At 67.7% G+C, this 14,851-nt stretch carries 12 protein-coding genes; 5 read left to right on the forward strand and 7 right to left on the reverse strand.

Features of this window, described 5'->3' with window-relative positions; genetic code table 11:
- Window positions 1–530 precede the first annotated feature (530 nt).
- Window positions 531–1,457, reverse strand: a complete 927-nt coding sequence (locus AB0J42_RS20640; RefSeq protein ID WP_364296650.1) for a DUF2889 domain-containing protein — start codon at window positions 1,455–1,457, stop codon at window positions 531–533.
- A 275-nt stretch (window positions 1,458–1,732) separates the two neighbouring features.
- On the opposite strand from AB0J42_RS20640, the gene AB0J42_RS20645 reads away from it, so the two are divergent.
- The 3 genes from AB0J42_RS20645 to AB0J42_RS20655 all read left to right on the forward strand — a co-directional run bounded on the left by AB0J42_RS20645 (window position 1,733) and on the right by AB0J42_RS20655 (window position 5,140).
- Window positions 1,733–3,901 (forward strand): acyl-CoA dehydrogenase, encoded by a 2,169-nt coding sequence (locus tag AB0J42_RS20645; protein ID WP_364296652.1) that lies wholly within the window; start codon window positions 1,733–1,735, stop codon window positions 3,899–3,901.
- Between the two features lie 71 nt (window positions 3,902–3,972).
- Window positions 3,973–4,665: an alpha/beta fold hydrolase gene (locus AB0J42_RS20650; RefSeq protein WP_364296654.1), complete on the forward strand. Its 693-nt coding sequence runs from the start codon at window positions 3,973–3,975 to the stop codon at window positions 4,663–4,665.
- A 166-nt stretch (window positions 4,666–4,831) separates the two neighbouring features.
- Window positions 4,832–5,140, forward strand: a complete 309-nt coding sequence (locus tag AB0J42_RS20655; protein ID WP_364296656.1) for a hypothetical protein — start codon at window positions 4,832–4,834, stop codon at window positions 5,138–5,140.
- Window positions 5,141–5,293: 153 nt separating this feature from the next.
- Here the strand turns inward: AB0J42_RS20655 and AB0J42_RS20660 are convergent, their stop codons facing one another.
- Window positions 5,294–6,250 (reverse strand): enoyl-CoA hydratase/isomerase family protein, encoded by a 957-nt coding sequence (locus AB0J42_RS20660; protein WP_364296658.1) that lies wholly within the window; start codon window positions 6,248–6,250, stop codon window positions 5,294–5,296.
- Window positions 6,251–6,471: 221 nt separating this feature from the next.
- Between AB0J42_RS20660 and AB0J42_RS20665 the strand changes: the two genes are divergently transcribed.
- The gene (locus tag AB0J42_RS20665) at window positions 6,472–7,734 is read left to right on the forward strand and encodes a CoA transferase (protein WP_364296660.1); all 1,263 of its coding nucleotides are present in this window, start codon (window positions 6,472–6,474) and stop codon (window positions 7,732–7,734) included.
- 159 nt (window positions 7,735–7,893) lie between these two features.
- On the opposite strand, the gene AB0J42_RS20670 is transcribed toward AB0J42_RS20665, so the two are convergent.
- Window positions 7,894–8,985, reverse strand: coding sequence for an amidohydrolase family protein (locus AB0J42_RS20670; protein WP_364296662.1), 1,092 nt, complete (start codon window positions 8,983–8,985; stop codon window positions 7,894–7,896).
- 600 nt (window positions 8,986–9,585) lie between these two features.
- Between AB0J42_RS20670 and AB0J42_RS20675 the strand changes: the two genes are divergently transcribed.
- The gene (locus tag AB0J42_RS20675) at window positions 9,586–10,308 is read left to right on the forward strand and encodes a TetR/AcrR family transcriptional regulator C-terminal domain-containing protein (protein WP_364296664.1); all 723 of its coding nucleotides are present in this window, start codon (window positions 9,586–9,588) and stop codon (window positions 10,306–10,308) included.
- Window positions 10,309–10,413: 105 nt separating this feature from the next.
- Here AB0J42_RS20675 and AB0J42_RS20680 read toward each other — a convergent pair whose 3' ends face one another.
- The 4 genes from AB0J42_RS20680 to AB0J42_RS20695 all read right to left on the reverse strand — a co-directional run bounded on the left by AB0J42_RS20680 (window position 10,414) and on the right by AB0J42_RS20695 (window position 14,769).
- The gene (locus AB0J42_RS20680; RefSeq protein ID WP_364296666.1) at window positions 10,414–11,592 is read right to left on the reverse strand and encodes a thiolase family protein; all 1,179 of its coding nucleotides are present in this window, start codon (window positions 11,590–11,592) and stop codon (window positions 10,414–10,416) included.
- Window positions 11,589–12,065 (reverse strand): OB-fold domain-containing protein, encoded by a 477-nt coding sequence (locus AB0J42_RS20685; protein ID WP_364296668.1) that lies wholly within the window; start codon window positions 12,063–12,065, stop codon window positions 11,589–11,591. Before AB0J42_RS20685 ends, AB0J42_RS20680 begins: the two co-directional genes overlap by 4 nt.
- 481 nt (window positions 12,066–12,546) lie before the next feature.
- Window positions 12,547–13,062, reverse strand: coding sequence for a DoxX family protein (locus AB0J42_RS20690; RefSeq protein WP_364296670.1), 516 nt, complete (start codon window positions 13,060–13,062; stop codon window positions 12,547–12,549).
- Between the two features lie 213 nt (window positions 13,063–13,275).
- Complete coding sequence (locus AB0J42_RS20695; RefSeq protein WP_364296672.1) at window positions 13,276–14,769, reverse strand: class I adenylate-forming enzyme family protein; 1,494 nt, start codon at window positions 14,767–14,769, stop codon at window positions 13,276–13,278.
- Between the last annotated feature and the right edge of the window lie 82 nt (window positions 14,770–14,851).

The following is a 14,851-nucleotide window of genomic DNA, read 5'->3' on the forward strand; positions in this document are numbered from 1 at the left end:
CGGCTCCGGTGCCTCGAAGGGGGCTGGCGGAGGGGTGTCCGCGACTGGCGGTCCCCCTTCGGTCTCCCAGCCCCTGCTTCCCCCGCCCGCGGAAGCGGGATAGGGTGCCTCGTACCTGGTGAGGTGGGTAGGGCGGGTGGGACTTGAACCCACGACCCACGGATTATGAGTCTGACGATCAGCATGCCGGGTGATGCCGAGCCTTGCCGCTTACTGGCATTCCCGCAGGTGAGCAAGTTGTAGAGGGGCCGGACAGTATCGGAAAAACCGCCCCGAAACGGGAGTGTCCGATACTGCCGGTCCCCCTACGGTCCCCCAGGCATGAGGTGCCGTGGGCCATGGCAGCTACCTGATGTGGACTTTGGGCTGGCCAACGCGCAGCGTCGCCTGAACGATCTGCTCGGCCGCGACACCGCCGGATGAAGGCTGCGCAGAGTCACCGCAGATTGGAGGAAGCCAGGCGGCGGCTTGGGTAGGCGGACCCGCTGGGCAATTCCGGGAATCTGTGGGTGGTGCCCGCTCACCCGCGGTTATCCCGGGCCCCCGACAGCCGATAGCTGGTCCAGCAGCACCGGGACCTCGGCGAGTGCGCGGAGTGCGTCGTTGAGGTGGGTGCAACCATCGGTGCCGATCACCAGCTCACGCACCCTGTGCCGCAGGCTGCCCATCGGTTCGCCCAGCAGCAGGTCCACATTCGCAGCCGCGGCAGGGCAGGTCTGAAACGGGAGTACCCGCGGATCTGCGCTGATCGCAGATAGCCGCATCGTCTCCCGATCCACGGTGGCATGCAGGCCGTACTCGTGGACGACCATCTCGACACGTTCAGGGCTCCACATACTGTCCCGGAAAAGCGAGTTCACCCGCACTTCTCCGTCGACCACGACGACGTCCACCAGGCGGCGGCGCCTGAGCATGGGCGAGGCGGCCGGAGGCTCGGGGATCGGGTGCCAGGCCAGCGGATCATCGGGCTGAGCCAGGTCCAACGCGGGCACCAGGTTGTAAGGCGGGTCCACGCCGTCGATCATCTGTTTGATCGGCAGCCCGTCCGAACGGAATCCTGCGCAGACATCCTGCATGTGCCGCGCGGTGCTGCCCTGGGAACGGCTGGCGTACCCCGCCATTCCCTGGCGCCACAGCCACCAGGCGAACGGCCCGACGAGGGTCACACCCGGCAGGTCATCCAGCAGGAAGTACAGCGGGGTCCCCTGGGCCAGGTCATCGGGTACCAGGGACTGCAGGCGGGACCGGTAGCCGCTGCCGCCGCCCGTTCCTACCAGCTCCCTAAGCTCATCCCGGTTCGGCTTGCTGGTCACGCTGGTAAGGGTCCGGCTGCGGTCCACAGTCACATGCAGGGTGGCATCAGCCAAGGCGCGGGGATTCGCCTCAGTGTCGGTGACGAGGTCGCGTGCTGCCGCGTTTATGTGCATGTCGTTTTCCAGCCCGCCTGGCCAGGTCATGTCGAGGTGGCTCGTCCGGCGAACGGATGACGGCTCGCGCCGGGGCGTCCCCTGATGAGGATTCTTGGGTGCCGGCCCCAACTCGTTGAGGAGTGGCAGAAGTCGCGAGGGAGACGCCATAGGGGTCCTTCGTATCGGTTGCCGGGTCGAGGCCACCGGACATGTCAGTGCACAGCCCGGTGTTGTCTGCGCCTTTCGAAAAGCATACGGTAATGCTTATGGGAGTGCGCTCGGCGCCTCCGTGCTGACATCGTGAACTGGAAGTGGAGGGGCACATGGCCCTGGCGATCACGGATGACCACCGCACGCTGGCCGAGGTCGCGCGCGCGTTTCTCGCCGACCAGAACGCGCGTACGGCGGCACGCGAACGGCTCGACGGCGGTGAGGAGTCAGCTCCGCCGTACTGGAAGCAACTCTGCGAGTTGGGCTGGCTCGGACTGCATCTGCCCGAGGAGTACGGCGGGCAGGGCTACGGCGTCCCCGAGCTGGCCGTGGTCCTCGAGGAACTGGCCCGAGAGGTGGTCCCAGGGCCCTTCCTGCCCACGGTGCTCGCGTCGGGAGTGATAGCGGCAGCGGGATCGCCTGAACTGTGCCGGGAAGTGCTGCCCGGCCTTGCCGACGGCTCGCAGCCCGCCGCGCTCGGTTTGGGCGGGGTCCTGGCCAAGGACGCCGCGGGAACCTACAGCGGGGACGCCGGTCTCGTACTCGGTGGCCATGTCCCCGGCGCGCTGCTGGTTCTCGCAGTCGGCGACGACCTCGTAGTGGTGGACGCAGACGCCCCCGGCGTGAATGTCGTGCCGTTGGACGGGATCGACCCGACCCGTCGGGCGGCGGCGGTGTTTCTGAAAGGTGTCGCGATCGACGACGCCCGGGTACTGGCCGGTGCCCGCACAGCGGGGATGCGGCTGGTACGGGCGCTGACGGCTGCGGAGGCCGCGGGCATCGCGCACGCCTGCGTTGAAATGGCCACCGAGTACGCGAAGATCCGGGTCCAGTTCGGCCGGCCGATCGGCACCTTCCAGGCGGTCAAGCATCACTGCGCGAACATGCTGGTCGCCGCCGAGCTGGCGACTGCGGTCGCCTGGGACTCGTCCCGGGCGTTCACCGCGGGCAGCCAGGGGGGTGACCAGTCGGACTTGGCTTCCGCAGTCGCTGCGTCGATCGCGTTGGACGCGGCGGTGCGCAACGCACAGACCAACATCCAGATCCACGGCGGTATCGGCTTCACCTGGGAACACGACGCTCACCTGTTCCTGCGGCGGGCAGTGGCGACGGCCGCACTGTTCGGACCGGTTTCCGCCGCAGAGGAGGAAATTGTGCGGCTTTCCCGCGCCGGGGTCCGCCGCTCCTACAGCCTTGATCTGCCCGAAGAGGCGGATCGCTTCCGCGCTGACGCCCGGGCGTTCGCCGAACGTTACTCGGCGTTGCCCGAAGAAGAGCGCCGCCAAGCTCTGGTCGAGTCCGGTTACCTGGTGCCGCACTGGCCCAAGCCGTGGGGCCGCGGCGCAGGTGCGGTCGAGCAGCTCGTCATCGAGGAGGAGCTGACCGGCGTCGAGTTCCCGAATCTCGGCATCGGCGGCTGGGTGGTCCTCACCCTGGTGCAGCATGGCACACCCGAACAGGTCGAACGGTGGGTCGGGCCGAGCCTGCGCGGCGAGCTGGTCTGGTGCCAGCTCTTCTCCGAGCCGGGGGCGGGCTCTGATGCGGCGGCCGTGCAAGCCAGGGCGACCAAGGTGGAGGGCGGCTGGCGGGTCAGCGGCCAGAAGGTGTGGACCAGCGGGGCGCAGGACTGCAACCGTGGCCTGGCCACCGTGCGCACCGGTCCCGATGCGCCTAAGCACAAGGGCATCACCACCATGGTGATCGACATGCACGCCCCCGGGGTGGAGATCCGGCCGCTCCGCGAGATCACCGGTGAGGCGCTCTTCAACGAGGTCTTCCTCAACGACGTGTTCGTCCCCGATGCAGACGTGGTCGGCGAGGTGAACCGGGGCTGGACCGTCGCCAGGGCCACGCTGGGCAACGAGCGGGTTTCCATCGGTGGCGGCAGTCGCGAGGGGCTTTCCGCACTGGATGTTCTCTCGCTGCTCGACCGGCGTCTGCCCAGCGATGTGGCCGAGGGACGAGCCGTGGCCCGGCTGATCGCGGAGGAGCAGGCGATGCGGCTGCTCAATCTGCGTCAGGCCGCCCGGGCGGTCGCCGGTGGCGGCCCCGGCCCGGAGGGCAACATCACCAAGCTGCTCTCGGCCGAGCACGCTCAGCGGGTCTCAGAACTCGGGCTACGGATCGCGGGGGACGCTGCGGTAAGCGATGGCGAGCCGGAAATCGTCTTCGAGTACCTCTTCGACCGGTGCCTCAGCATCGCGGGTGGCACCTCGGAGATCGGTCGCAATGTCATCGCCGAGCGGCTGCTCAAGCTGCCCCGCGACCCAAACCTCTCGTGAGGCCGACATCCGTAGCCCATCAGGCCGTACGCAGCGGATGGGCGTCGAACGGCGATGTACGACTGCATTATGTGGAGGGCGGCAGGGACGACGCCCCCGGCGGGGCGGTGCTCGTGGTGCCTGGATTCGGTGAGCTGGCCCGAGAGTATGCCTGGCTGATCGAGTCCCTGGCCCCGCGCAGGGTGGTGGCCGTCGACCTGCGTGGCCGGGGGCCGAGCGACGTGCCGGACTCCGGGTACGACCTGGCCGACCACGTGTGCGACCTGGAAGCGGTGGCCGAGGCGGCCGGACTGCGGGATTTCACCGTCGTCGCAATCTCGCGTGGGGTCAGCTACGGCCTCGGCTACGCACTGCGACATCCCTGCCGGGTTCGCGGATTCCTCGCCGGAGATTACGGCGCTGAGCACGTTGCCCTGCCGGAAGCCTGGCCCCGCAAGGCACTCAGTCAAGTCCTGCGCGGAGTGCCCATCCCCGAGCGGGTCGCTCCTCACGCCGTGCGGGCCATCCAGCGTGAGGCGGTCGACCGGCCGATGTGGGACCGCCTGGGCGAGCTGCGCGGCCCGTTCTTGGTGGTACGGGGCACTCGGCGCAGCGTTCTGGTGACCGACGCGACGGCCGACCGTTACCGGGAGGCGCTGCCGGGCGTGGAGGTTCACACGCTGGAGGGCCTAGGTCACGACCTGTGGAACCCTGACCATCGTCCGCTGCTCGGCTTGGTGGAGTCCTTGCTGGGGCGTGTCTGGGATGCGGAACAGGGTGACTGAACAGGCGGGACGCTGTGGCAGGCCGGAGAGCGACAGTGGCTTTGCAGGGTTTACCTATCGCTCTCCAGTCAGCTACGGTTAGATATACCGTATAGCTTTCGATAAGCGGATGTCCGCACTGGCGCGCGCTGCGACGTCGGTGCCTATGGTCAGGGAGAGACGAAGGATGGGATTGGTTAAGGCGGGGGACCGTCTGCGCAGCCGGGTGTGCACGACCGAGGTGATCGTTATCCGCGCTCCGGGTGAAGACGTGGAGCTGCGCTGCGGCGGCCAGCTGTTGGCTCGCGCAGACGAGCAGGTTGATGTTGCGGCCAACGGCGGTCCCACCACCCCCGACATCGTGCTCGGCAAGCGCTACTCCGACGAGGCGCGCCGGATCGAGTTGCTGTGCGTCAAGGCGGGAGGCGGTCCGCTCACGATGGACGGGGAGGTCTTGTCGGTCCAGACCGCGAAGCCGCTGCCGGCCTCCGACTGACATGGGCAGCACGTAGGAACGGGAGCATCAGTCTCTCGTCGAGCGCGCCCCCGGGGCCAGCCCCGGGGGCGCGCTCGTAGTTGTGATCGCTCGCAGGAAACCCTGCGAAGAAGATTCAACTCGTGGTGCAGTCGGCGTCTCCGCCGCCAATGTTCAATGGGTGGCGATCTCGTCTACCAAACCCCAGGCCAGCGCGGTCTCCGCGTCAAGGAGGGTGCCGGTGACCGCGAGGTGGAGCGTCCTCCACCGGCCGATCCGGCGTGGAATGCTGACTGTGCCGCCTGCCCCAGGGATCAGCCCCATGCCTACCTCGGGCAGCCGAAAAGTCGTGCCCGGCGCGGCGACCACCCGCCCGGCGAAGGCAGGCAACTCGATACCGGCGCCGACGCAACTGCCGTGCACCCGTACCTCGAGCCGGTCCGCCAAATCGTGGAACAACCGCCCTGCCCCGCCTCTGGTGCGCACCAGGTGAGCGGTCACCGGGTCCGGGGCCAGCCCGAACTCATCCAGATCTCCGCCGGAGCAGAAAGACGGCCCGGCCCCCGTGACTTCTACACGGGCGATGCTGTCGTCCACGATCGCAGGGAGCAGGCTCTCCACCAGCGCATCACGTAGTGCCCTGCCGTATGCGTTGCGCCGTTCAGGGCGGTTGAGTGTGATCCGCATCGCCTCGTCAGTCCGCTCGGCGAGCACCGGCGGCGCAGGCGGATCCGGCACCGGCCTGCGCCGCCGTCCCTCCAGCCAGCGGCGAAACTCCGGCCCGCCCAGCAGAGTCGAGTACGCCAAGGACTCGGCGTCGAGTGCGCACGGCACCGTCATCGGCTCGGTCATCCGCAACACGCCTGCCAGCAGCACGGACGCCTGCGGATTGCGTGCGACAGCCTCTGCCAAGATGGCCAGCCCCTCGCTGAGGTCCGGGACGGCTACGCACGGGCGTCCCGCCTCACCGGCCGCGGGGCCGGTCAGGGTCAGATCGAGGGCCTCGATCAGCTTGTCGTACGCGGCCGACAGCGGCATGGCGGCAAACCCGGCGAGTATGCGGTCGCAGGAGCGAGCGCGTTCCGCCGCCGTCCTAAGAGTCGCCACGTCGTCCTCGCCGGTCAGTTCCACAACCGCCAGCGGATGTTGTACACGCCCGGAAGAGTCCAGCAGTGGTCCACCGGCGGAGAGCCCGGGGAGACCCGCGGCCAGCTCGGCGACGGACAGTCGCTGGACGTCGGCAGGGAGTGGAAGATCCGTCATCGTGTCCGCCTCTCGCCTTCGACCACACACGGCTTTAACGGAATAGGTACGACATCTTGCAAAACTTTTAAAAGTGTATCCTTTGCTGTGTGCTGGACGACGAACGGGACGACATATCGCGGTACCCCCGGGACCCGGTAGCCGACTGGGCCCGCAGTGGCGTCATGCCGCTCACCGGCCGCCCGGACGGGCCCCCGTTGGTGCCGTCCGGCTACGCCGCCACCCTGGCGCACGAGCTGGCAGACCGATTCACTGAGCTGACCTCCGTGCCGCTGGACGGCGCCCGGCTGCTGTCGGAGCGGGCGGCCTTCACGGGGGGCCGCAGGAGAGGCGCGGTGTCCGTGGGAGGGGCGTGCCGGTTGCTGCCCACCGCGGATGGCTGGGCGGCGGTCTCCTGTGCGCGGCCGGACGACCCGGCGCTGCTCGGTGCGCTGGTCTGCGCCGACGTCGGTGACGACCCCTGGCCCGGCGTCGCCCGTTGGCTGCGCGAGCATACCGGGGCGGAACTCGCCGAGCGCGCCGAACTGCTCGGCGTGGCCGCGGGAGCGGTGCGGCCGCCCGCCGAACCGGTCGCGCTCCCCAGACCGGGACCAGGCGGGCGGCCGCTGCGCGATCTGCTCGTAGTGGACTTCAGCGCACTGTGGGCGGGACCGCTCTGCGCGCACCTGCTTGGCCTCGCCGGGGCGCGCATCGTCAAGGTTGAGACGCCGCGGCGGCCGGACGGCGCCAGGGACGGCAACCGGGGCTTCTATCGGCTGCTTCACGCTGGACATCGCTCGGTCGTGCTCGATCCGGACACACCAGCGGGGCGACGCGCGATGGCCCGGCTGGTGGGCGCTGCCGACATCGTCATCGAGGCGTCGCGCCCTCGCGCGCTTGCCCGGTTCGGCCTCGACGCGGACGAGGCGGTCGCCTCCGGGACCGTCTGGATCTCCATCACCGCGTACGGCAGGTCCGCGAACCGGGTCGGCTTCGGCGACGACGTGGCAGCGGCGAGCGGGCTTCTGGCGTACGACGCCGAGGGAAACCCTCTGTTCTGCGGCGACGCGATCGCCGATCCGCTCACAGGGCTGGCCGCCGCGGTGCTCGCGGCGAGCACTTCGCCGAGTGGTTCCGGTGTGCTGTGGGACGTGGCGATGGCCGACGTGTGCGCCGCCGCACTTGACCCGGACGACACTCCGGGCACCCCTTCGGCAGCGGCGCACAGGCGGGGCGACAAGTGGGTCGTGGACACCGTGCACGGCCCGGTGGAGGTCCAGGAGCCGCTGCCGCGCAAGGTCACCGGCACCGCGCCGGCCAGCGGGCAGGACACCGGGCGTGTGCTCGCCGAGCTGGGCATTCCTGCCCCCTGAACCGTCCGGGGCGTGTCATGCGGCTCGTGCAGCAGCATGACACTCTCGCCACCAGGGAGGACGGGCTCCAGCCGGGAGCATGCCGCGCGCCCGCTCCGACCGCACGGTGGGAGCGGGCGCGAAACACCAGGAGCGGACCCGTCTCACGGAACGTGAGGGTCAGGCCGGGAAGTTGTACACCCGGCGGGCGTTCAGCTCGACCATCTTGCGCGCCTCGTCGTCCGGCACGTCGAGCAACGCCTCGGCCAGGATCTTGCGGGTGTTCGGCCAGTTGCTGTCCGAGTGCGGATAGTCGCTCTCAAACATGATGTTGTCGATCCCGATCAGGTGCCGGTTCGCGATCCCGGCGTAGTCGGAGATGAAGCAGCCGTAGATGTGTTTGCGGAACAGCTCGGACGGCCGGACCTCGCGGTTGACCTCGTTATACCAGCGGTGCCGTTCCCAGACGAAGTCGATCCGCTCCAGCATGTACGGCATCCAGCCGATGCCGCCCTCGGACAGTGCGACCTTCAGGTTCGGGAACTTGTGGAATACGGGAGACAGCAGCAGTTCCGCGGTGGCTGACATGGAGTTCAGCCCGAAGAGCGAGATCGCCACCGTGAAGTTCTTCGAGCTGCCTTCGGGTGACACGTCCGGAGCGCCGCCAGAGCCGAAGTGCAGCGAGATCGGCATGTCGGTTTCCTGGGCCGCGGAGAGTAGCGGGTCCCAGTGGTCGGTGTGCCAGGAGGGCAGGCCGAGCCGGTGTGGCAGCTCGATGAAGGTGAACGACTTCGCCCCCTTGGCCGCCGTTCGGTACACCTCGGCGACCGACGCCTCGACGTCCCACCAGGGCACCATGACGAGCGGGATCTGGCGCTCCGGCGCGTAGGCGCACCACTCGTCGAGAATGAAGTCGTTGTAGGCCTGCACGCAGAGCTTCGCCAGCTCCATGTCCTTTGATTTGGAGAACACTGTGCCGGCGAAGCCGCCCATGTTCGGGAAGCAGAGCTGGGCCCAGACCCCCTCGGTGTCCATGTCCCGGATCCGATCCTCGATCTTGTAGCAGCCGGGGAGCATGTCGTCGTAGGAGCGGGGGTCCAGGCCGTACTCCTCGGGACGCTTGCCCGCGACGGCGTTGAGGGCGAAGTTCCCGGCCTTCTCGCCCTCGTAGATCCACCAGTCATTGCCGTCGGCGACGCGTTCGATCCGGGGTGCGACGTCCCGGTACTTACTTGGGAGCCGGTCGAGCCAGACCTGCCTGTGCTCGATCACGTGATCATCAACGGAGATGATTTTCGCGTCTTCGGGAAGCAACGGGATCCTCCTTCTGAAGGACTTCGGGCGCAAAGCGCACGCATTTCGGCGAGACTCCGCCTGGCCGACCGCGCGACCACCGGAAAGCCTGGCTCCGGCTGAAACGCCTGCCGTCTGTTAGTTCGTAAGGCTTACGGTACTTCCAACTGGACGTCTTGTCACTACCTGCTTCTCCCGCTAGCGGCGGGTTTGTCGCACGGGCAAGGCGAGAGGGCCCTAGTCCTGGTGCAGATCATCCCGCCAGGCGGGTCCGCGGCGGGTGTCTGCTCCCCAGCCGGCGCTCACAGGAAGTTTGAAAGCAGTTGCAAACATGCTTACCGTAAGATATACGGTGATGTATGAAAGAATGAGGAGCGCGTAAATCCCGCCTGTCTGGGTGGACGTCAGCGCACGGAAAGGAGTCTCGTCGAAGAGATGGGGCGGCCCTGCTCGGGGACGACCGTGGCCCGGAGGGCTGGACGGCATGAGAGTCGCCGATTCCGGTATCCGTAACGGCAAACCACCGTAGACTGGCTTCGGTAATGTTAACTGTAAGGCACACTGCTGGGAGAGATCCGCATGCCGCCGAGAGCAGGGCAGACGAGGACAAAGCCTGGAAGGTCGACCCGTCGGCCACGGGGGTCGCTGAGCCGTGAGGAGATCATCACGAAGGCCTTCGAACTCGTCGAGGCGGAGAGTGTCGATGAGCTGAGCATGCCCAAGCTCGCTCGCCATCTCGGTGTCGGAGTCACCAGTATCTACTGGTACTTCCGCAGCAAGGACGAGCTGATCGACGCGCTTGTCGAGCAGGCCGCCACACAGTTCGACGAGATCATGCCCACGTTCACCGGTTACGCCTGGGACGATCACCTGCGGCACTATTTCCGCGCCTTTCGGCGGGTCTTCGTCGAGAACCCGGCCCTGTGCGACCTCATCGTCCTGCGAGCCCCTATGCGGTCGGAGCGAGCGAAGGAGCTCATCTTCAGACGGCTGGAGCGGGAGCTGAAGGTGCTCGTGGACGCCGGTTTCCCGGTACGTGAGGCCCTTCACGCCTATAAGACGCTATCTGTCTACACCAGAGGCTGCGTATTGCAGGACCGGCTGTATGCGGCTGCGGGCCAGCCCACTGACGACAGGAAGGCACTGGCCTCCATCGCCGACCCGGAGACCATGCCGGTCATGTCTCAAGCGGTCGAGCACTGGTCGAGCAGCTTCGCCACCGACGACGATTTTGAAGCTGGCCTGACGACCGCCATCGAGGGCTTGGGTCAGCAGCTCGCCCGCGCCCGGGCACAAGCCTGAGACGGTCTTCCGGCCCCGGGCGTCCATTCAAGCCGGCTCTTCAGCGGGGACGGGTCGCCGCCGTCCCGTGGAGCCGGCAGACCCACGGGACGGCGGATTTCGAGACTATGATGCTGTCATGAGCATGGCGCCGGAGAACGGGCCAGCCGCGTTGGTCCACACCGCTACCTCGGCTCCCGGGACCTGACGCTCCCCACATTCACCGCGAAGCTGGCGGATCGACTCGATGCAGAAGTTCGCCCCGTGCCTGCGGCCCACATTGCACGCGCCGCCGTCAGTGTTCACCGGGATCCTGCCGCCGAGCCGCGTATGCCCCTCCTCCACGAACGGGCCCGACTCGCCGAGCCCGCAGAACCCGAGCGCCTCCAGCCACTGGAGGACGATGATGGTGAATCCGTCGTAGAGCTGGGCGCAGTCTACGTCCTCTGGACGCAGGTCTGTACGCTTCCAGAGTTCACGGGCCGCGTGGAACGGCGACGACTGGGTGAAGTCGTCCAGGTTTTCAAAGGTCATGTACTTCACGGACGAGTAGGCCGCCGATTCCACATATACCGGCTTCTTCCGCCAGTTGCGCGCCCGTTCACCGCTGGTGAAGATGACCGCGGACGCCGAGTCCACCGGATAGTCACAGTCCAGGACTCGCACCGGCGTGCTGATGTACCGCGCGGCCAGGTAGTCGTCCACGGTGAGCGGATCACGGAAGAACGCCTCTTCGTTCATGCTCGCGTGGTGGCGCTGCGCCACGACGTGCGCACCGAACTGCGCTTCTGTGGTGCCGAACACGTCCATGTGTCGCCGGGTGGGGAGCGCAGCGACCGACTGCACAGGGGAGACCGAGCCGAACGGTGCAGTGAACTGGCTGTCGCCGAGGGCAGGGGTCGGCTCTGGCGCGACATCCGTCCGGGCCAGCTGGTCCTTCGCGCTGACCGCCTGGTTGATGATCCGCAAGGTCAGCACGGTATGGCAGAAACCGGCCTTGATCGCAGCGACTGCCTGCAGTGCGGGCCCGATGTAGGACGGCCCCGCGGTGGCATACCAGTTGAGTTCCTCGACACCGAGCATGTAGCCGAGATCCTGCGGATCGACCACGTCGAGGCCCTCCGGCGCGGGTCCTGCCACACCCCACAGCAGAGCGACACCGTCGAGGTCCTTCGCCGTCATTCCGGCATCGGCGAGCGCAGCGGTGGCCGCCTGGATCGCGAGCTGCCAGGAGGTCAGGCCGGTACGCCGCCCGGTGGTCGAATAGCCCACTCCAACTGCGGCGACCCGCTCGTTGCCCTTCATCGCTCCTCCTCATTCTGTGTGGATACCGGCTCACCCGTGGTGTCCGGCTGGAACAGCGGCAGGACCAGGTCAGGGCCGACCTGCCGGAAGACCACCTCGACCGCCATGCCAGTTCGCAGCGTCTGCGGCGGGCAGTCCACGACGTTCGTGGTCATGCGGAGCCCCGGCTGCTCGACCAGTTCGACCACCGCGATGTTGTACGGCACGCGGTCCACGAAGTAGGGATGGAACGCCTGGGCCGCCCACGTGTAGCTGTAGACGACGGCCCGTCCGGAGACTTGTTCCGGTGCGAGGTCGGTGGATCCGCACTTGTTGCACAGCGGGCGCGGGTAGTGCACGAAGTACCTGCATGCCTGGCAGCGCAGGATCCGCAATTCTCCGGATCGCACGCCCTCCCAGAAGAATTCCGTAAGGGCGGTGGGCACCGGCACCGGCGGCGTGTTCAACGCCGTCGCCCTCTCGGTCATCGTCATGTCCGCTCCCTTTCCGCAACCGTGCCAGGCCCTGATGCGACAGGCCCATAAAATGCACGATCATCATGGGTAATAGCCATACCGATAGTCTTACCGAAACCATTTCGGCATGCAACACTTCGATCGTGGACTGAGTCGCACCCGACGTCCTGATCGGCGACATTCTCGGTCCGGGGGAAGCGTGGCTTTCGCCCACGACATCGCTCTGCGGTATCGGCCTGGGCGGGGAGCGGCGTGTGTCGTCAAGGTTCCGTCCGCGGGGGAGAGGGCAGCATCCACGGTTCCCGGCGGATCGCGCGTGACCCGCATGAGGCGGGCCAGGCGCGGCGAGTTGACCGCCGAGGAGGGGTGCTGCCCATCACCACCGAATGTCAGTGGCCGAGAAGAGCAGTCTGGGCCACGCCTTGCCGAGGACTGCTGTGGCCGAGACCGTCTCGATGATTGCAGGGGTGTGACTCGAGTGGCCTGGCTTCTCCCGCCGTCACTTGTTTCCCTCTGAGACCTCAGGCGGGGTGGGACGCCAGGCCAGGGCGAGCAGCAGCCCGGCGCCCACCAGCCCGAGGCCCACCGCGACGGCCAGGCCGGTCACGCCGGCCAGTTCGAGGCCGAGTGCGTGGTCGATCGAGGCTGCCCCGGGACCGGCGAGCGCGACGGCGGCGCACATCATCGCGATCATCAGAACGTACTCGTAACCGTCCTTGAACACGAAGAAGCCGTTGCGACGATGCGAGATGACCCCGGCAACCGTCATCACACCGATCCCGGCAGCGCAAGCCAGCGGGGTGAGAAGGCCGAAGACGAGGCCTAGCCCGGCGGCCACTTCGGCGAGCACGCTCGACCAGGCGTGCACAACGCCCGGCCGCAGCCCAAGCCCTTCGAACCAGCGCGCCGTTCCGGCGATCTTGCCTCCGCCGAAGGCGTGATTGAGGCCATGCGCCACCAAGGTGAGTCCAACGCACACCCGGATGACGAGCAATGCCACGTCTGTCTCTTCCACGTCCAGTTCCTCCTTAAGCTGCCAGCCCATTCGGCGGCCCCGCCCGCTGACGGCGGACAAGTCATGCCACCCGCCTCGCCGGGCCGCAGGCACGGTGTCTGCTGCCAGGAGAGACGCCCAGAGGCGAGGGCTCGCGCCTCTCCCCTCGGCTTAGGGGCAGGTGATGCAGGCAAGAGATGATGAATTGCTTCGGAAAGGCCTCGCTGATTGTCGTCAGCCCGCGGCCAGCTTTACCAGCTCTCTCCGCAGGATCTTGCCAGTCGCCGTCTGCGGCAGCTCGCTGAGGAACAACACCTCGTCCGGCGTGCGGGAACTGCGCAGCCTGGCCCGCACCCACTCGCGGATGTCCTCGGGGTCGACAGGTTGCCCCGACTTGGTGACGACGAATGCCACGATGCGGTGGCCCCACTCGTCGTCGTCCACCCCGGCGACGGCGACCTCGGCCACCGCGGGATGATCCAGGATGACGTCCTCCACCTCGGCCGGGGCGATGTTCTCCCCGCCGCGGATGATCGTGTCGTCCGACCGGCCGCCGACGAACAGATATCCCTCCTCGTCAACGTGACCGTGGTCGCGCGTGGCGAACCACCCGTCCGCGTCCAGCAGTGTGCCTGACTCCAGGTACTCGCCGGCGACCTGCGCGCCGCGAACCCAGATCTCGCCCGGGAAGTTCGGCGGGCAGACCTCCCCCCGATCATCGCGGATCTCGATCGTGATCCCCGGAAGAGGTCGTCCGACCGACCCCAGCCTGGCCCGCACCGCCGGATCCTCGGAGGCGGCGGCCTGACGGTGGTCCTCGGGAAACAGCACCGCGATCGACGACGACGTCTCGGTCAGGCCGTAGGCGTTGACGAAGTCGGTGCTGGGGAACAACTTCAGAGCCTTCTCGATCACAGGGCGCGGCATCTTGGCCCCGCCGTACGACAACGAGCGCAGGGAGCCGGGCGCGGACTCTCCGGTGCGTTCCAGCTCGTCCACGATCCGGGCCAGCATAGTCGGTACGACCATGGTGTGGGTGATGCCCTCCTCCCGCACGATGTCGAGCCACCCGGCGGCGGAGAAAGCGTCCAGGTAGACGATGCGGCGCCCGGCGTACAGGTTCGTCAGCAAGTTCGCTACCGCCGCGATGTGGTAGGGCGGAACCGCGACCAGCGTGGCCTCGTCCGTACCGGCGGAGCCGAACTCCACCGTGCCCAGTGCGTACGATGCCAGGTGACGGTGGCGCAGCACCGCGCTCTTGGGCGCTGAGGTGGTGCCGCTGGTCTGCAGCAGGACGGCCACGTCGTCGGCGTCGGCGAACTCGACCGGCAGGTCGAGGTCAGTCTCGGCCAGGCAGCGGGCGGGCCAGTCCGCGAGCGGGACCGACGTCACCTCCTCACCGGCCAGTGCGGCGATCTTGTCGCCGGCAATGAGCAGCGGGGCATCCTGCTTCGACAGGGCGTCGGCGATGGCTTCCGGTGCGAGCCGGTAGTTCAGCGGCAGGAACGGCACGTTCGCCGCGGCTGCGGCGAACATCGCGACCGGAAGGGCCGGGCCGTTCTCGCCCACGAACACGACGGTCCGCCGGCCCCCTTCCCTGATCAGCTTCGCTCCAACGGCGGCGGCCGCTCGCAGCCGCGCGTAAGTGATGCCGTTTCGGCGGGATCCGAGGGCTACCCGGTCCCCGAATCCCGACACGGCCATGTCCAGCAGCATCAAGGTGTTCATCGCGGCTGTCCGCCTCCTCCCACAGGGCCTCAATCCGTACGCACGAGATCGAGGCCGTCCCATTGCACAGGCTTATAGTGAG

It is taken from the genome of Nonomuraea sp. NPDC049649, from assembly GCF_040675175.1.
Lineage (GTDB): Bacteria > Actinomycetota > Actinomycetes > Streptosporangiales > Streptosporangiaceae > Nonomuraea.